Origin of the sequence: Allopontixanthobacter sp., assembly GCF_034376665.1 — a bacterium.
GTDB lineage: Bacteria > Pseudomonadota > Alphaproteobacteria > Sphingomonadales > Sphingomonadaceae > Allopontixanthobacter.
The window spans coordinates 1-15,690 of record NZ_JAXMJI010000106.1 but is presented as its reverse complement, the minus strand read 5'-3'; the positions used below and the strand labels follow the sequence as shown (position 1 = coordinate 15,690).

Genomic DNA, 15,690 nt, shown 5'->3' with positions numbered 1-15,690 from the left:
TGATGGCGCGAACGGCGTTTTCATGTGAGCCATCGGTGAAGACCAGCACATGCAGACGGTCATCGATCAACCCCATGGCGACAAAACGGACATCTCCGTAATCGAAACGATCATCTTCGCGCTCGAATGCCGTGTTCCAATCAAACCCTTCAATTCACCGGCGCCCGTCTCCGATAACTCAGCGCCTCCGCCACATGCACGCGTCCCACTTCCTCGCTGCCCGCCAGATCGGCAATCGTCCGGGCCACCCGCAGCACGCGCGTATAGCCGCGCGCGGACAGGCGCATGGCCTCTGCCGCCTGCGCCAGTAATTGCCGCCCCGGCTGGTCCGGCGTTGCGGCTGCCTCCAGCACGTCCCCGTCCGCTTCGGCGTTGGTCCGCACGCCCGCATCGCCATAGCGCGCTGTCTGCGCCGCCCGCGCTGCCGCTACCCGCGCCGCGACCTCCGCCGATCCCTCACTGGGCGCGGGCAGCACCAGGTCGGCGGCGGTGACGGCGTTCACTTCGACATGTAGGTCGATGCGATCGAGCAGCGGTCCCGACACCTTCGCCTGATAGTCGGCGGCGCAGCGCGGCGCGCGGCTGCAGGCGAGCGCCGGATCGCCCAGATGGCCGCAGCGGCAGGGATTCATCGCGGCGATCAGCTGGACCCGCGCGGGGAAGGTGACATGGGCGTTGGCCCGGGCAACATCGACCTTGCCGGTTTCGAGCGGCTGGCGCAGCGAATCGAGCACCGCGCGCTGGAATTCGGGCAATTCGTCGAGAAACAATACCCCCAGATGCGCCAGGCTGACCTCGCCCGGCTTCACTTTCAACCCGCCGCCGGTGAGCGCCGCCATGCTGGCCGAATGATGCGGCGCGCGGAACGGGCGGGCGCGGCTGATCCGCCCGCCATCGAGCGTTCCGGCAACCGATTGCACCATGGAAACCTCCAGCGCCTCTGCCGGGGTCAGTTCCGGCAGGATGCCCGGCAGGCAGCTGGCGAGCAGGCTCTTGCCCGCGCCCGGCGGTCCGCTCATCAGCAGATTATGCCCGCCCGCCGCTGCGATCTCAAGCGCCCGCTTGGCCGTTTCCTGCCCCTTCACCTGTTTGAGATCCGGCCCCGGCGGCGCTGGCTCGACCGCGCCAGGCCTGGGATCGGGCAGGGTCTGCGTGCCTTTCAGATGGTTGAGCAGGCTGACCAGATCGGGCGCGGCGCAGATCGCAATGCCCGATGCCCAGCGCGCTTCCGCGCCCTGTCCCGCCGGGCAGATCAAGCCGGCTTCTTCCTGACTGGCATGGATCGCCGCCAGCAGCACGCCGGGGGAAGCGACCACACGGCCGTCCAGCGCCAGTTCGCCCACCGCGATCCAGTCCGCCAGCTGCTCCGCATCGGTCACGCCCATCGCCGCCAGCAGTGCGAGCGCGATCGGCAAATCGTAATGCGATCCTTCTTTGGGCAGGTCGGCGGGGGAAAGGTTGATCGTGATCCGTTTCGGCGGCAGCGACAGGCCCATTGCGGCTAGCGCGGACTGGACCCGTTCGCGGCTTTCGCCCACGGCCTTGTCGGCCAGCCCGACGATATTGAACCGCGGCACGCCGGGCGCAATCTGGCACTGCACCTCCACGCTGCGCGCTTCCAGCCCGAGATAGGCCACCGTCCGGACCAGTGCGACCACCATTACCCCCTGTTTGTTCTGCCGCCCTTGTGGCGCGAGTTTTGACCGGTGTCGAGCCGTATGGTGCTGAAATCCGGCGATACCTGCCGCCGCGGCCAGAATCACCCCGATTGCGGCGACAGCTTATCTTGACTTGTCGCGGAGCTTACCCTAACCGGCGCGCTGCTAGAGGCAGCCCGCGCATGCGGCCCGCCCTTTTATCTATCGAGGTTATCATGAAGCGGACTTTTCAGCCCAGCAATCTCGTGCGCGCCCGTCGCCACGGTTTCTTCGCCCGCAAGGCAACCGTGGGCGGACGGAAGATTCTCCGCGCCCGCCGTGCCCGTGGCCGCAAAAAACTCAGCGCCTGAGGCGGCTTCCCGCGCTCAAGCACTGGCGGTGCTGACGCGCCGCGCCGATTTCCTTTCCGCAAACCGGGGCCTGCGCATTGCACGTCCCGGTTTCGTTTTGCTGGCTCACCCGAATCAGGGACAGGGCAAGCGATTCGGCATCACCGTGACCAAGAAGATCGGCAACGCGGTGGTCCGCAATCGGATGAAGCGCCGGTTCCGCGAATTGCTGCGGGATGCGCTGCCGCTGGAAGGGCTGGCGGATCACGATCATGTCCTGATCGGCCGCGAAGGCGGGATCGAGCGGGACTTCGGCAAAATGCGCCAGGAACTCGCCCGCGCACTCGCCAAAGCGAATGCGGGCGAAGGCGATCCGCCGCGCAGACATCCGGGAAAGCGCCGCCGCACATGAAGCATATTTTCATCTGGATCGCCGAGGCTTGGCAATGGGGGCCGTCGCGCATTTTGCCGCCATCCTGCCGCTATGCGCCGTCCTGCAGCGAATACGCGATTCAGGCGCTGGGAAAATATGGCGCGATCAAGGGTGGATGGTTGGCAGCTAAGCGTATACTGCGCTGCCATCCTTGGGGGGGCCACGGGTACGATCCGGTACCCTGACCGCCGCCGATTTTGAAACTATTCTAGACGTACGGGATCCGAAACTTTGGACAATCAGCGTAATCTCCTGGTCGCCGTGGTGCTGTGCGGCTTGCTGCTGCTGGGCTGGGATGCCGGGATGCGGTGGTTCTATCCGCAGCCCGCCCCGACCACGCAGTCCGCGCAGCTGGAAGCCGGCAACGATGCCGCCGTCCCCGTTGGCGCCGCACCGGGCAAGCCCACACGCGAAGGCGGGCTGACCGATCCGGTGGCGATCGAGCAAGAGCGGACCGATCTGGTCACTTCGCTGGCAGCCCCGACACGCGTCCGGATCGATTCGCCCGAAGTGATCGGCTCGATCAATCTGGTCGGCGCCCGGATCGACGACATAACCTTGAAAACCCACCGTCAGACGGTGAAGAAGGACAGCGGCCCGGTCCGCCTGTTCTCGCCCCAGGGCACTCCGGCGCAGCAATTCGCCCAGTTCGGCTGGGTGGGCGAGGGAGTCGCGGTGCCCGACGCGACCACCGTATGGCAGGCCAGCGCGGGTCCGCTGAGCGAGACCAATCCGGTCACGCTCAGCTGGGACAACGGCCAGGGGCAGTTGTACCGGATCGAATTGTCGATCGACGAGCATTACATGATCACCGCCGATCAATCGGTGTCCAACACCGGCGCGGCACCGATTGTGGTCCGCCCGTTCGCGACGGTGAGCCGCACCAGCGCGACCGCCAGCAGCGATACGTGGAACGTCCATTCCGGCCCGATCGGCGCGTTTGGCGATACGGTCATCTTCGGCAATGATTATGACGACGTGGCCGAAGCGGGCACGATTACTCCCGAAGGCCGGGCCAGCTGGCTCGGTTTCACCGACATCTACTGGCTGTCCGCGCTGATCCCCGAAGCGGGCACCGATCCGGCGGTGGATTTCCGGTCGCTCGGCAGCAACATTTTCCGCGCCGACATGATCTACCAGCCGGTCACGGTTCCCGCAGGCAAGCAGTTCAGCCGCACCACGCGCCTGTTCGCCGGGGCCAAGGACACTACCGTGCTCGACGCATACGAAGACGCCGGGGTCGCCAAATTCGGCTATGCGATCGATTGGGGCTGGTTCGCCTGGTTCGAAAAGCCGATCTTCTGGCTGCTGAGCACGCTGTTCAGCCTGGTCGGCAATTTCGGTGTCGCGATCATCCTGCTGACGGTGATTATCCGCGCGCTGATGTTCCCGATTGCGCAGCGCGGCTTTGCCAGCATGGCCTCGATGAAGGCCATCCAGCCCAAGATGAAGGCGCTGCAGGAACGCTACAAGGACGACAAGCCGAAGCAGCAGCAGGAAATCATGGCGCTGTACAAGAAGGAAGGCGTCAATCCGCTGGCAGGCTGCCTGCCCATGCTGATCCAGATTCCGATCTTCTTCGCGCTGTACAAGGTGCTGATCCTGACCATCGAGATGCGGCACCAGCCGTTCATCCTGTGGATCAAGGATCTGTCCGCGCCCGATCCGGCAATGATCCTCAATCTGTTCGGCCTGCTGCCCTTCACCCCGCCAAGCTTCCTCGGCATCGGTGTGCTGGCGGTGCTGCTCGGCCTGACGATGTGGATGACCTTCAAGCTCAATCCGGCCGCGATGGACCCGATGCAGCAGCAGATTTTCAACATCATGCCATGGATGCTGATGTTCGTGATGGCGCCGTTCGCCGCGGGCCTGCTGGTGTACTGGGTCACCTCCAACATCCTGACGCTGGCGCAGCAGAGTTACCTTTATTCCAAGCATCCGCAATTGCGGGCGCAAGCGGACAAGGACAAGGAAGACGCCGAACGCGCGAAGACCCGCGGTGACGGACCTGACGGGAAGCAGAGCAAGACGTGAGCGAGACCGAAGCCGGGCCTGACATTAGCGGTGCGCCCGAAATCAATGATGCCGAAGGGCGCGAACGGGAACTGCTTGCCCGCCGCGCAGCCAAGCTGTTTTCGGGCCGGGTCGATTTCCTCCTGTCGGCCCCGCAGCTGAAATTCCTGCCCGAACCGACGGTTCCGGAGATTGCCTTTTGCGGGCGCAGCAATGTCGGCAAATCCTCGCTGCTCAACGCGCTGACGGGCCGCCGGTCGATTGCCCGGGCCTCGGTAACGCCGGGGCGGACGCAGGAACTCAATTTCTTCGAAGTCGGCGAACCGACGCTGTTCCGGCTGGTCGATATGCCCGGCTACGGCTTTGCCAAGGCCCCGCCGGCGGTGGTCGACAAGTGGAAGAAGCTGGTGAAAAGCTACCTCCGCGGACGGCAGGTGCTGCACCGCAACCTGGTGCTGATCGATTCGCGCCACGGCATCAAGGACGTCGACCGCGACATGATGCAGATGCTGGACGAGGCCGCCGTGGGCTACCGCGTGGTGCTGACCAAGGCGGACAAGATCAAGGCGAGCGAGCTCGACAAGACCATCGAAAAGGTGGCCGACGAAGTGCGCAAGCACCCCGCCGCGTTCCCAGAATTGCACGTCACCAGCGCGGAGAAGGGGATGGGAATTCCCGAATTGCGCGCCGCCGTGCTATTGGACGCCGGGGTCTGATCCGCTCGCTCCAGCACTCCCATATCTTGCATTCCCAACTACGACATCAAGGACATCAGATTTAATGCCGTCATTCAAACAGCCGAGTTTTCAGGAACGCACCGCCATGGCCGCGAAGGCCAAACAGGCCGCGCTCGAGAAGATGAAGGCCAAGCCCCCGATCAGCGAAGAAGTACTGGCCGAACGCAAGGCTGCCCGCCTCGCCAAGGAAGCTGCGCAGGCCGCCGCCCGCGCCGAGAAACTGGCCGAACGTGAGCGGGTGAAGGCGGAACGCGAAGCCGCCAAGCAACAGGCTGACGCCGAAGCTGCCGCCGCCGCTGCTGCAGCCATCGTGCCGGAACTGACCGAAGAAGAAAAGAAGGCCGCCCGCGACGAGCGTTACGCCGCGCGGAAGAAACGCAAGAAGAAGTAGGCTTACTCTTCGAACCCGCCCCCCTCGAACCCGCCCCTCTCGAACCCGACGAACACCGCCGCTTCGTCCACGCTCTTGCGGGACGAGACGACTGCGTTTGCCGGGAAGCTTTCGTCCGGCCAGCCGAGCGCGATGCTCTTCATGATCACCTGATCCTCGGCGATGCAGGCATGTTCGCGCACCACCGGGCTCTGCATGATCCCCTGGCTGTTGATCACCGCGCCGAGCCCGCGCGACCATGCCGCGTTGACCAGCGCGGTGGCTACTGCGCCGCAATCGAACGCGGTATCGTCGCTGCCGCTGAGCACCTTGTCGTAGGTCACGATCACGCACACCGGCGCATCGAACTGGCGGAACCCGCGCAGCACCCAATCCTGACGGCGGTCCTGGTCGTCGCGTTCGATCCCCATCGCGCCGAACAATTGCTTGGCCACGCCGATCTGCCGTTCGCGGTGGACGCCGCCGAACGCTTCGCCGGTGCGGAATTCCCGGCTTTGCGGTACGCCTGCGATCATCCGCTGCGTATTGCCCGCGCGGATCCGGTCGAGCGGTTCGCCGGTGATGACATAGAAATTCCACGGCTGGGTGTTCATCGATGACGGCGCGCGCATCGCAATCTCCAGCACTTCGCGGATCAGTGCCACAGGCACCGGATCGGGTTTGTATCCGCGGATCGAGCGGCGCCCCAGAACTACCTCGTCAAACTTCATCGCGGACCTTTCGTGCTGCCGGATCACGGGCATCCATACAGCTTGTTCCGGGCGGCGAAAGGGGCTGCGATTTCCCGCTCCCCAGTATCGACAGCCAGTCTCGACACTGACACCCCGAACGCCTATCGCGGCGGCATGTCGGGAAACAAGGTGCGCGTATGAAGCTGATAATCGGCAACAAGAACTATTCCAGCTGGAGCCTGCGCGGGTGGCTGGCGATGAAACAATCCGGCCTGTCGTTCGAGGAGCTGACCGTCAATATCGGCGGCGAGGAATGGGAGACGGTCAAGCGCCAGTCGGGCGAGATCATGCCCGCGGGCAAGGTGCCGATCCTGTGGGACGGCGAAACCGTCATCTGGGACAGTCTCGCGATAATGGAATATCTCGGCGACAAGGTCGGGCGCGATCGGTACTGGCCGAAGGACGATGCGGCGCGGGGCATGGCGCGTTCGATGGTGGCAGAAATGCACAGCAGCTTCCTCAGCCTTCGCCGGACCTGCCCGATGAATATCCGCACCCGCCACGACGGCCTGCAGCTGCCCGACGAATGCAAGGTCGATATCGTCCGCATCCTGCAATTATGGGCGGAAGCCCGCGCCCGTTTCGGCCAGGGCGGACCGTTTTTGTTCGGCACTTTCGGCGCGGCGGATATCTTCTTCGCGCCCGTGGTCAGCCGCTTCATCACCTACCGCGTCGGCGTTCCCGGCTTTGCGGAGGCCTATATGCAGGCCGTGTGGGAACATGAATGGATGCAGAGCTGGGTCAGCGCCGCAGAGGACGAACAATGGGTTCTGGAACAATACGAAATCGCGCCCGCCGCCTGATTGCGACTCTCGCGCTGGCGCTGGCGGCAATCTTTTCCGGGCCCGCGGCGGCGTGGGGCGAATTCGGTCACCGCACCACAGCGGATATCGCGCTGGCTAATGTGACGCCCGGAACGCGCGCCTCGATCGCCCGGCTGATCGCCTATGAGCGCCGTCTGGGAACGCCGGACTGCAAACTGCGCAGCCTGCAGGACGCGGCGGTGTGGCCCGACTGTGTCCGCCGCGAAGGCTGGCGCTGGGGCTTTACCGCCGCCTGGCATTACCGGACTGCGCCGATTTGCGAGCCGTATAACGCGCGCAGCAATTGCAGCGGCGGCAATTGCGTCACCGGACAGATCGAGCGCAACCACCGTATTCTTGCGGACGAAAGCCTGCCGCCCAATGTCCGGCTGGAGGCTCTGGCCTTCCTCGTCCATTTCATCGGCGATGTGCATATGCCGCTGCATTCGGGCGACAAGGACGATCGCGGCGGGAACGACCGCGTCACCTCCTATGGCATCGTGCCCGGTCTGAACCTGCACTCCATTTGGGACAGCCCGCTCGCCGAACGCGCGATCACCTCTGCGCGGCCATCGCTGGTTCGCAAATACAGCACGGCGGAGCGCGCGGAACTGGGCGGCGGCGATGCGGCAGAATGGGGACGCGAAAGTTGGCAGCTGGCCCGCGATTTCGTCTATCCCGGCGCGTTCGACCAGGATGTCTGCGCGGGCGATTTGCCGATGGCAGCGGCGCTGTCGCAGGAAGATATTGTTGCCGCCATCCCGGTTTCGCAGCGGCGGATCACGCAGGCCGGGCTGCGGATGGCGGCCATGCTGGACGAGGCCTTTGCGTCCGGCCCGCTGGCGATCCGGGAACGCCGCGAATAGCCGCAATCAGCGCAGCGCGCCGTAGACAAACCAGCAGCCGATCAGCGCCATGATCGCCGCCAGGCTGCGCCGGAAACCGGCGTTGGCCGAAGGATTGGTGACAAAGCCGCGCAATCGTTCGGCACCCAGCACCAGCGCCAGATGAATCAGCGTGGCGATCACCACGCTGGTCATGCCGAGAAGGAGGATTTCGCCAAGGTCTGCCTGCGGGCCCGAGGTGAATTCCGGAACCACGGTGATAAAGAACAGCGCCGCCTTCGCGTTCACCAGATTTATCCCCACCCCGGCCGCGAAATCACGCCGGGACCGAGTGTGGGCCACCGCAACCGGAGAGGATTCCCCGCTTTCCAGCCAGCCGCGCCATGCCAGCCAGAACATCATCGCCCCGGCTGCAATTCCGGCCCAACTGGCAATTGCGGGAACATGGGTCAGCAAGGCGTTCAGTCCCGCACTGGAAAACGCTGCGTTGATGCTGAGACCAAGCGCAACCCCGGCGGTGGCGGCGATGCCCGCGCGCCGACCGTCGGCAAGCGTCAGCGAAACCAACCAGGCCATATTGGGCCCCGGCGTTATCTCGATCAGCAACACCGCCAGCGCAAAGCCAAGCCAGTCCAATCCGAAAATCTCCCCGCCCTCGTCGGCTTATTTCGTGCGTTCGGAACCGTAAGGGGTCCCGTCCTTGCGGTAATAGCCATGTTCGTCGAAGATCATGTCGATGTCCGAATAGGCACCGCCGGACTGTTTTTCCCCCGCGCCTACGACCAGGAACACGCAGTCCTGATCGCCCAAATTGCGCAAATGGTGGCCGTTTCCGTCGGCGGCAGGGAACGCGGCGATATCGCCCGGCCGCAGCAGGGTTTCGCCGTCATCGTCCACCAGCACCGCCTCGCCGGAGATGATCACCAGCAATTCGTCCTCGTCATCGTGCCAGTGGCGCTGGGATGACCATGCCCCCGGTTTCAGCACGACATGGCTCGCAGCGAGATAGGTCAGCCCCGCAGCCGGGGCGAGCCGACGGTACCACCGGTCCCTGACAGCGGCGTCGAACGGCGGAGGATAGCCGGTGACATTGGTTTGCGGAATTGCGGCGAGATCGACTTTGGGCATAAGGGCGCCTCCTGTTTTGGAAGTCGTGCTGGAAAGCGGCATCACTCTGCTTTAGGCACATTTCGATGACCGATGCCAGCCATGTGCTTTCCGCTTCCGACCATTCGGCATTGGCCTATGCCCGGCGCCTGATCGCTGCCGAGAGTGTGACTCCGGCCACCGGCGAAGTTTTTGCGGTTATGCAAGACTTGCTGGAACCGCTCGGTTTCGAAGTCACCCGCTTCATCAAGGGGGAAGCACCCGACGGGCCGGTGGAGAACCTGTTCGCGATCCGGCGCGGCGGCGAAGGCAGCCGGCATCTGGCCTTCGCCGGGCATCTCGATGTCGTCCCTCCTGGCCAGGGTTGGGCGAGCGAGCCGTTCGCGCCTGAAATTCGCAAGGCACCGGGCGGTGATCTGCTGTATGGGCGCGGCGCGGTGGACATGAAGGGCGCGATTGCCGCCATGGTCGCCGCTGCCGCAGAGGTTCCGGCGGAGGCGGGAACGCTCAGCTTCATCATCACCGGTGACGAAGAAGGCCCCGCCACCTACGGCACCCGCGCGCTGATCGATCTGATTCGCCAGCGCGGCGATGTGCCTGACCTGTGCCTGGTGGGGGAACCGACATCGGTCAACCGGATGGGCGACATGATGAAGATCGGGCGGCGCGGATCGGTCAATATGTGGCTGGAGGTTGCGGGCACGCAGGGCCATGTCGCCTATCCCCATCTGGCGGATAATCCGCTGCCCAAAATGGTCCGTATCCTGGCCGAACTCGACGCGCTGGTGCTGGACGAGGGGACCGAGTGGTTCCAGCCGTCCAATCTGGAGATTACCGATCTGGACGTCGGCAATCCGGCGCATAATGTGATCCCGGACACCGCGAAGGCGCGCATTTCAATCCGGTTCAACGATCTGCATAGCGGGGCGTCCCTGTCCCGGACGGTCACTGCGATTGCGCAAAAACATGGCGGCACGGCCCGCCCGATCATTTCGGGCGAACCGTTCCTGACCCCGCCGGGCGAATTTTCCGCAATGATTTCCACTGCGGTGAAGGCGGAAACCGGGATCGAGCCGGAAGCATCGACCACCGGCGGCACCTCCGATGCGCGGTTCCTGCGCGCGCTGTGCCCGGTGATCGAATTCGGGCTGGTCAACGCGACCATGCATAAGCGCGACGAAGCGGTGGCCATTGCCGATCTCGATACGCTAAGCCGGATTTACCGGCGGATCGCGCTTGCGGCACTCGGCCAGTAATTTCAGGGGGAAGCCAGGATGAGCAGTGACGCAGCAGAGATGGCGGCAGAAGCCGCGCCGATCGGTCACGGCAAGCTGCAATGGCGGATCCTGATCGGCTTCGTCGCCGGGCTGACCGCGGGCCTGCTGGCCTATACCTTCGCGCGCGATGCCGAATGGGTCGCGACGATCGTGACCTATGTCACCGGCCCGATCGGGCAGATATTCCTCCGGCTGCTGTTCATGCTGGTGATCCCGCTGCTGTTCTCCGCCCTGGTGGTCGGCATCGCGGAGATGGGCGAAATCCGCGCCTTGAAACAGATCGGCATCCGCACCCTGATCTATACCGTAGTCGTATCGAGCATCGCGGTCCTGATCAGCATCACCGCAGTCAATCTGCTGCAACCTGGGGCCGGGGTCGACCGCGCGGAAGCGCAGGAACTGCTGAAGCAAGGCGGCGAAGGCGCGGCCAGCATCGTGCAGGCTTCGGCGGAAAGCGATGCCGGCGTGAACCAGCTGATCGCCATCGTTCCGTCCAACATAATTTCCGCCATGTCGAACAACGATATTCTGGCGGTGATGTTTTTCGCGCTGTTCTTCGGCATCGGCCTGCTGCTGGTCCAGACGCGGCGCACCGAAACCCTTAAGGACGCGATCGAAGGGGTGTTCGAAGTTGCCATGCGGCTGATCGGGCTGGTCATCCAATTGGCACCGATCGCGATCTTCTGTTTCATGTTCAATCTGAGCGCCCAATTCGGCTGGGATCTGCTGTTCAAGCTGGCGGCGTTTGTCGCGGTGGTCCTGTTGGCGCTCGGCATCCAGATGTTCGGCGTGTTCCCCCTGCTGCTGAAATTCCTCGGCAAGAAAAGCCCGGTCGCTTTCTTCAAGCAAACCCGCGAAGCAAGCCTGATGGCGTTTTCGACCGCCAGTTCCAACGCCACCCTGCCGACCGCATTGCGGGTCGCGGACATGGAGCTGAAACTGCCGCGCAAGATCGCCCGCTTCGTGCTGACCATCGGCGCCACTGCCAACCAGAACGGGACCGCCATGTTCGAAGGCGTTACGGTCTTGTTCCTCGCCCAGTTCTTCGGCGTCGACCTGACGATCGCGGACCAGATTTTCGTGATGATCATCTGCATCCTGGCCGGGATCGGCACCGCGGGCGTGCCGGGCGGATCGCTGCCGGTCATCGCGCTGATCCTCGGCGGGGTCGGGGTGCCGCCGGAAGGCATCGGTCTGATCCTCGGCGTGGACCGTTTCCTCGATATGTGCCGCACGACGCTCAATGTCATCGGGGATCTGGTGGCCGCGCAGGTCATCTCCGCAACCAGCGGCGCGCTTGACGAAGAAACTAGCGCGGCGGTTGCAGCACCTTCTTCCTGAAGCTGCACAGATCCACGACCGGGCAGCGCCAGCATTCGGGTTGCCGCGCCTTGCAGGTGTAGCGGCCGTGAAGAATCAGCCAGTGATGGGCATGGCGGCGGAAGGGCTGGGGGACGCGCTTTTCCAGCTTGGCCTCGACCGCTTCGGGGGTCTTGCCGCTGGCGAGGCCGGTGCGGTTGCCGACCCGGAAGACATGGGTATCGACCGCGAAGGTTTCCTGCCCGAACGCGCAATTCATCACTACATTGGCGGTTTTGCGGCCCACGCCCGGCAGCCGGGTCAGTGCATCGCGGTCTGCCGGAACCTCGCCGCCGAAATCCTCGATCAGCATCTGGGATAGCGCGATAATGTTCTTCGCCTTGGAATTGAACAGGCCGATCGTCTTGATGTAGTCTTTCAGTCCATCCTCACCCAATTCGAGCATTTGCTGCGGGGTTTTCACCCTGTCGAACAGCGCCCGCGTAGCCTTGTTCACCCCGACATCCGTGGCCTGTGCGGACAGGGCAACGGCCACCACCAACTGGAAATTGTTGCCATATTCCAGCTCGGTCTCCGGTTCTGGATTATCTTCTGCCAGGCGGCGGAAGAATTCGAAAATCCGGTCCTTTGTCATTGGATTACGGTCAAAGCCCCAGCACCTGCTCCATCGAGTAGCGCGCGGCCGGTTTGCCCAGCAGCCAGCCCGCCGCCTTCACTGCGCCCCGCGCGAAGATCATCCGGTTTTCGGCATTATGGGTCAAGGTGATGCGTTCCTCGTCGCCTGCAAAGATCACGCTGTGATCCCCCGCCACGGTGCCGCCGCGCAGGGATGCAAAGCCGATTGCGCCCTTTGCCCTCGCGCCGGTCTGGCCGTCCCTTCCGCGCTCCGCATGGGCTGCCAAGTCAATGTCCCGGCCCGCTGCCGCCGCCTCGCCCAGCAGCAGCGCGGTGCCGGACGGGGCATCCACCTTCATCCGGTGATGCATCTCGAGGATCTCGATATCCCAATCGTCGCCCAGCCGCGCCGCGGCCTCGCGCACCAGATGCGCCAGCAGTGTGACGCCGAGCGAGGTGTTACCGGTTTGCAGGATGGCCAATTTCTGCGCCGCTGCATCGATGGCTGCGTGGTGCGCGACGTCCAGCCCGGTGGTCCCGATCACCAGCGGAACGCCCGCCGCCATCGCCGCGTCGAGATTGGCCTGCAGCGCGGCGGGCGCAGAGAAATCGACCAGCACCTCGGACTTTCCGGCCAGCGCGGCCGCATCGCCGCCCTTGTCGATCCCGCCGGCGAAATCATGGCCTGCATCGCCAATCGCCTGCACCAGCGCCTGACCCATGCGGCCTTCGCTGCCGATAATGCCGATCGCGGCCATGCTGTGTCCCCTTCAGAGATCCGGATACGCGCCCAGCACCTGTCTGGCCCCGGTGATTTACGCCGGGATAGAGCGGATGGCCGCGCGCGACAATGACGGTTTTCGTCCCCCCTGCACCAGAACTTTCCGCCCAAGCGAGTTTGCCCGCGCCCCCACAGAACTTGCGCCCAGGCACCGGATGGTAAAGATTGGCGCGATGCATTCGGAAATTTCCAACATCGTGATCCTTACCGGCGCAGGCGTCAGCGCGGAAAGCGGGATCGACACGTTCCGCGCCGCCGGGGGCCTGTGGGAACAGCATCGGGTGGAGGACGTCGCCACGCCCGAAGCGTTCGCGCGCGATCCCGAACTGGTGCTGCGGTTCTACGACATGCGGCGCGAGGCGATCCAGACCAAGCAACCCAACGCCGCGCATCAGGCGCTGGCGCGGCTGGAGCGCGAATGGTCTGCGCAGCCGGGCCGCAATGTGCTGATCGTGACCCAGAATGTCGACGATCTGCACGAGCGGGCCGGGGCGAAGAATGTCCTGCACATGCACGGAACGCACTTCAATGCGTGGTGCACTGCCTGCGACGCGCGGCTTGGCTGGACCGGCCCGCTGATCCACCGCCCGCCCTGTCCCGCTTGCGAAGCGCCGGCGCTGCGGCCCGACATCGTCTGGTTCGGCGAAATGCCCTACCGCATGGACGAGATCTACACCGCGCTGGGGCGGGCGGATCTGTTCGTCTCCATCGGCACCTCGGGCGCGGTCTATCCGGCGGCAGGGCTGGTGCGCCAGGCGCGCGAAATGGGCGCCCGAACGCTGGAGCTCAACCTCGAGCGGAGCCAGGGATCGCGCTGGTTCCACGAAACGCGGCTCGGCCCGGCGACCAGGGTGGTGAGCGAGTGGGTCGATGAATTAGTCGGCGGCTGAACCGCAGGCCCGGCAGGCGGGATCCTTGGCCAGATTGAGCGTCCGCATCGCGGGTTTCATCCCGTCGAGCAGGTGCAGCTTGCCGTATTGCGGATCGCCGAACGCGGCCTTGCCGGCCAGCAGCAGGCGGACGGCCTGCATCGCGGCGAAGGTGCCCGCCCATCCGGCCATCGCGCCCAGCATCCCGTCATCGGCGCAGGTGTCGCAATCCTCGGCGTCGAACGCATCGCCGACATAGCAGCGATAACAGGGCTGGTCCGGCAGATGCCCTGCGAACGCCGCGACCTGGCCCTGGAACCGCCCCACCGCGGCGCTCAGCAAGGGCACGCCTGCCGTGACGCAGGCGTCGGAGATGGCCAGCCGGGTGGCGAAATTATCCGTCCCGTCCACTACCAGATCGGCCGCAGAAACCAGCGCAGCGGCGTTGGCGGCGCTCACCCGGTCGTCGCGGATGGTGACGATGATCCGGTTGTCGAAATTTGCCAGCCAGCCGCGCGCCGCCACCGCCTTGGAATGGCCGATGTCGCGCTGGGTAAACAGGGTCTGGCGCTGGAGGTTGGAGAGTTCGACGTCGCCGTCATCGATCAGGGTCAGATGGCCGATGCCCGCCCCGGCGAGATATTGCAGCGCCGGGCTGCCGATCCCGCCCAGCCCGACCAGCGCGACATGGGCCTGCACCAGCGCGACCTGCCCTGCGCCGCCTACTTCGGGGATCACGATGTGCCGGGCAAAACGGTCGAGGCGGTCGGGAGGCAAGGACATGATGCGCCCTTACGCGGCGTGACCACTGCCTGTCGACAACCCTGTGGAGGGGGCTGAGGAAAGGCAGTGGTTCACCGGTGGAGCAACCCGAAGTGCTCCCTTGTTATCTCTCAGCTTTCCAGCTGGCGGAGCAGGCTGCGGACATCGCCGTCCATATCGGCGTCGCGGGTGCGCAAATCCTCGATCAGGCGCACGGCGTGAATGACGGTGGAATGGTCCCGCCCGCCGAACTTGCGGCCGATCTCGGGATAGCTGCGCGGGGTCAGCACCTTGGACAGATACATCGCCACCTGGCGCGGGCGGACTACCGCACGGGCGCGGCGCTTGGATGACATTTCGGACCGGTCGATGCGGTAGAACTGGCACACGGTGCGTTGGATTTCGTCGATCGTGATCCGGCGGCGGTTGGCGCTGAGGATATCGGTCAGCTGCTCTTCGGCCAGCTGCAGCGACACGGTCTGGCCGGTCAGCTGGGCATAAGCGATCAGCTTGTTCAGACCGCCAACCAACTCGCGGACATTGCGGGTGATCGTGCGGGCGAGGAATTCGATCACATCGCCGGGCACTTCGAGCGGAGCGAAGCGGGTCAGCTTCGATTCGAGGATCTTGCGGCGGAGTTCGATATCGGCGGGTTGGATATCGGCCACCAGACCCATTGACAACCGGCTCAGCAGGCGCGGTTCCACGCCGTCCAGCGCTTGCGGCGCGCGGTCGGCGGCGAACACCAGCCGCTTGCCTTCGGCCAGCAGCGCGTCGATCGTGTAGAGCAGTTCTTCCTGCGCGGACGCCTTGCCGATGATGAACTGGATATCGTCCACCAGCAGCAGGTCGAAACTGCGCAGGCGGGCCTTGAATTCCATCATCTGGTTCTGTTTCAGCGACTGGACGAATTCGACCATGAACCGTTCGGCGCTGCAGTAGAAGATGCGCGCGCGGGGATGCGCGGCCAGATAGGAATGGCCGATCGCGTGCAGCAGATGCGTCTTGCCCTGGCCGGT

Annotated in this window: 19 protein-coding genes; 11 read left to right on the top strand and 8 right to left on the bottom strand. The window is 64.6% G+C overall.

Annotated elements, in window-relative coordinates:
- Positions 1-149: 149 nt before the first annotated feature.
- Positions 150-1,658: a YifB family Mg chelatase-like AAA ATPase gene (locus U0988_RS12200; RefSeq protein WP_322292901.1), complete on the bottom strand. Its 1,509-nt coding sequence runs from the start codon at positions 1,656-1,658 to the stop codon at positions 150-152.
- A 215-nt stretch (positions 1,659-1,873) separates the two neighbouring features.
- Between U0988_RS12200 and rpmH the strand changes: the two genes are divergently transcribed.
- The 6 genes from rpmH to U0988_RS12170 all read left to right on the top strand — a co-directional run bounded on the left by rpmH (position 1,874) and on the right by U0988_RS12170 (position 5,561).
- Positions 1,874-2,008: a 50S ribosomal protein L34 gene (gene rpmH, locus U0988_RS12195; RefSeq protein WP_160597292.1), complete on the top strand. Its 135-nt coding sequence runs from the start codon at positions 1,874-1,876 to the stop codon at positions 2,006-2,008.
- Positions 2,009-2,030: 22 nt separating this feature from the next.
- Complete coding sequence (rnpA, locus tag U0988_RS12190; protein ID WP_322292900.1) at positions 2,031-2,399, top strand: ribonuclease P protein component; 369 nt, start codon at positions 2,031-2,033, stop codon at positions 2,397-2,399.
- Positions 2,396-2,605 carry a membrane protein insertion efficiency factor YidD gene (gene yidD, locus U0988_RS12185; RefSeq protein ID WP_322292898.1) on the top strand — a complete coding sequence of 70 codons (210 nt, stop codon included), beginning with the start codon at positions 2,396-2,398 and terminating at the stop codon, positions 2,603-2,605. Before rnpA ends, yidD begins: the two co-directional genes overlap by 4 nt.
- 46 nt (positions 2,606-2,651) lie before the next feature.
- Positions 2,652-4,454: a membrane protein insertase YidC gene (gene yidC / locus U0988_RS12180; protein WP_322292897.1), complete on the top strand. Its 1,803-nt coding sequence runs from the start codon at positions 2,652-2,654 to the stop codon at positions 4,452-4,454.
- A 41-nt stretch (positions 4,455-4,495) separates the two neighbouring features.
- Entirely contained in the window at positions 4,496-5,149 is a 654-nt protein-coding gene (gene yihA / locus U0988_RS12175) for a ribosome biogenesis GTP-binding protein YihA/YsxC (RefSeq protein ID WP_322292899.1), read from the top strand.
- Between the two features lie 64 nt (positions 5,150-5,213).
- Positions 5,214-5,561 carry a DUF6481 family protein gene (locus tag U0988_RS12170; RefSeq protein ID WP_322292896.1) on the top strand — a complete coding sequence of 116 codons (348 nt, stop codon included), beginning with the start codon at positions 5,214-5,216 and terminating at the stop codon, positions 5,559-5,561.
- A 2-nt stretch (positions 5,562-5,563) separates the two neighbouring features.
- Here U0988_RS12170 and U0988_RS12165 read toward each other — a convergent pair whose 3' ends face one another.
- Positions 5,564-6,271, bottom strand: a complete 708-nt coding sequence (locus U0988_RS12165; RefSeq protein ID WP_322292895.1) for a nitroreductase — start codon at positions 6,269-6,271, stop codon at positions 5,564-5,566.
- 158 nt (positions 6,272-6,429) lie between these two features.
- Between U0988_RS12165 and U0988_RS12160 the strand changes: the two genes are divergently transcribed.
- A complete protein-coding gene (locus tag U0988_RS12160; RefSeq protein ID WP_322292894.1) occupies positions 6,430-7,095 on the top strand; it encodes a glutathione S-transferase family protein in 666 nt (221 codons plus the stop codon).
- A complete protein-coding gene (locus U0988_RS12155) occupies positions 7,056-7,961 on the top strand; it encodes a S1/P1 nuclease (RefSeq protein WP_322292893.1) in 906 nt (301 codons plus the stop codon). The genes U0988_RS12160 and U0988_RS12155 overlap by 40 nt, the downstream gene beginning before the upstream one ends.
- 6 nt (positions 7,962-7,967) lie before the next feature.
- On the opposite strand, the gene U0988_RS12150 is transcribed toward U0988_RS12155, so the two are convergent.
- Entirely contained in the window at positions 7,968-8,576 is a 609-nt protein-coding gene (locus U0988_RS12150; protein ID WP_322292892.1) for a LysE family translocator, read from the bottom strand.
- A gap of 27 nt (positions 8,577-8,603) precedes the next feature.
- A complete protein-coding gene (locus U0988_RS12145; RefSeq protein WP_322292891.1) occupies positions 8,604-9,068 on the bottom strand; it encodes a cupin domain-containing protein in 465 nt (154 codons plus the stop codon).
- A 65-nt stretch (positions 9,069-9,133) separates the two neighbouring features.
- Here U0988_RS12145 and dapE point away from each other — a divergent pair, with 65 nt between their 5' ends.
- Together dapE and U0988_RS12135 are read left to right on the top strand one after the other, a co-directional pair.
- Positions 9,134-10,303: a succinyl-diaminopimelate desuccinylase gene (gene dapE, locus U0988_RS12140; RefSeq protein WP_322292890.1), complete on the top strand. Its 1,170-nt coding sequence runs from the start codon at positions 9,134-9,136 to the stop codon at positions 10,301-10,303.
- A gap of 18 nt (positions 10,304-10,321) precedes the next feature.
- On the top strand, positions 10,322-11,665 hold the full coding sequence (locus U0988_RS12135) for a dicarboxylate/amino acid:cation symporter (RefSeq protein WP_322292889.1): 1,344 nt from the start codon (positions 10,322-10,324) through the stop codon (positions 11,663-11,665).
- On the opposite strand, the gene nth is transcribed toward U0988_RS12135, so the two are convergent.
- Positions 11,634-12,278, bottom strand: a complete 645-nt coding sequence (nth, locus tag U0988_RS12130; protein ID WP_322292888.1) for an endonuclease III — start codon at positions 12,276-12,278, stop codon at positions 11,634-11,636. The two genes, U0988_RS12135 and nth, sit on opposite strands and share 32 nt — an antisense overlap.
- A gap of 10 nt (positions 12,279-12,288) precedes the next feature.
- Positions 12,289-13,017, bottom strand: coding sequence for a 4-hydroxy-tetrahydrodipicolinate reductase (dapB, locus tag U0988_RS12125; RefSeq protein WP_322292887.1), 729 nt, complete (start codon positions 13,015-13,017; stop codon positions 12,289-12,291).
- Positions 13,018-13,195: 178 nt separating this feature from the next.
- Between dapB and U0988_RS12120 the strand changes: the two genes are divergently transcribed.
- Complete coding sequence (locus tag U0988_RS12120; RefSeq protein WP_322292886.1) at positions 13,196-13,930, top strand: NAD-dependent deacylase; 735 nt, start codon at positions 13,196-13,198, stop codon at positions 13,928-13,930.
- Here U0988_RS12120 and U0988_RS12115 read toward each other — a convergent pair.
- On the bottom strand, positions 13,916-14,692 hold the full coding sequence (locus tag U0988_RS12115) for a HesA/MoeB/ThiF family protein (protein ID WP_322292885.1): 777 nt from the start codon (positions 14,690-14,692) through the stop codon (positions 13,916-13,918). The two genes, U0988_RS12120 and U0988_RS12115, sit on opposite strands and share 15 nt — an antisense overlap.
- A gap of 110 nt (positions 14,693-14,802) precedes the next feature.
- On the bottom strand, positions 14,803-15,690 hold an 888-nt coding region (dnaA, locus tag U0988_RS12110), incomplete at its 5' end, for a chromosomal replication initiator protein DnaA (protein WP_322292884.1).

Excerpts from the sequence above, each read along its gene's own strand:
- U0988_RS12120 (WP_322292886.1), top strand. The coding sequence starts at position 13,196 with ATGGTAAAGATTGGCGCGATGCATTCGGAAATTTCCAACATCGTGATC.
- nth (WP_322292888.1), bottom strand. The coding sequence starts at position 12,278 with ATGACAAAGGACCGGATTTTCGAATTCTTCCGCCGCCTGGCAGAAGAT.
- dapB (WP_322292887.1), bottom strand. The coding sequence starts at position 13,017 with ATGGCCGCGATCGGCATTATCGGCAGCGAAGGCCGCATGGGTCAGGCG.
- U0988_RS12165 (WP_322292895.1), bottom strand. The coding sequence starts at position 6,271 with ATGAAGTTTGACGAGGTAGTTCTGGGGCGCCGCTCGATCCGCGGATAC.
- rpmH (WP_160597292.1), top strand. The coding sequence starts at position 1,874 with ATGAAGCGGACTTTTCAGCCCAGCAATCTCGTGCGCGCCCGTCGCCAC.
- U0988_RS12160 (WP_322292894.1), top strand. The coding sequence starts at position 6,430 with ATGAAGCTGATAATCGGCAACAAGAACTATTCCAGCTGGAGCCTGCGC.
- U0988_RS12145 (WP_322292891.1), bottom strand. The coding sequence starts at position 9,068 with ATGCCCAAAGTCGATCTCGCCGCAATTCCGCAAACCAATGTCACCGGC.
- U0988_RS12115 (WP_322292885.1), bottom strand. The coding sequence starts at position 14,692 with ATGTCCTTGCCTCCCGACCGCCTCGACCGTTTTGCCCGGCACATCGTG.
- U0988_RS12170 (WP_322292896.1), top strand. The coding sequence starts at position 5,214 with ATGCCGTCATTCAAACAGCCGAGTTTTCAGGAACGCACCGCCATGGCC.
- yidD (WP_322292898.1), top strand. The coding sequence starts at position 2,396 with ATGAAGCATATTTTCATCTGGATCGCCGAGGCTTGGCAATGGGGGCCG.
- dapE (WP_322292890.1), top strand. The coding sequence starts at position 9,134 with ATGACCGATGCCAGCCATGTGCTTTCCGCTTCCGACCATTCGGCATTG.
- U0988_RS12135 (WP_322292889.1), top strand. The coding sequence starts at position 10,322 with ATGAGCAGTGACGCAGCAGAGATGGCGGCAGAAGCCGCGCCGATCGGT.
- U0988_RS12155 (WP_322292893.1), top strand. The coding sequence starts at position 7,056 with ATGGGTTCTGGAACAATACGAAATCGCGCCCGCCGCCTGATTGCGACT.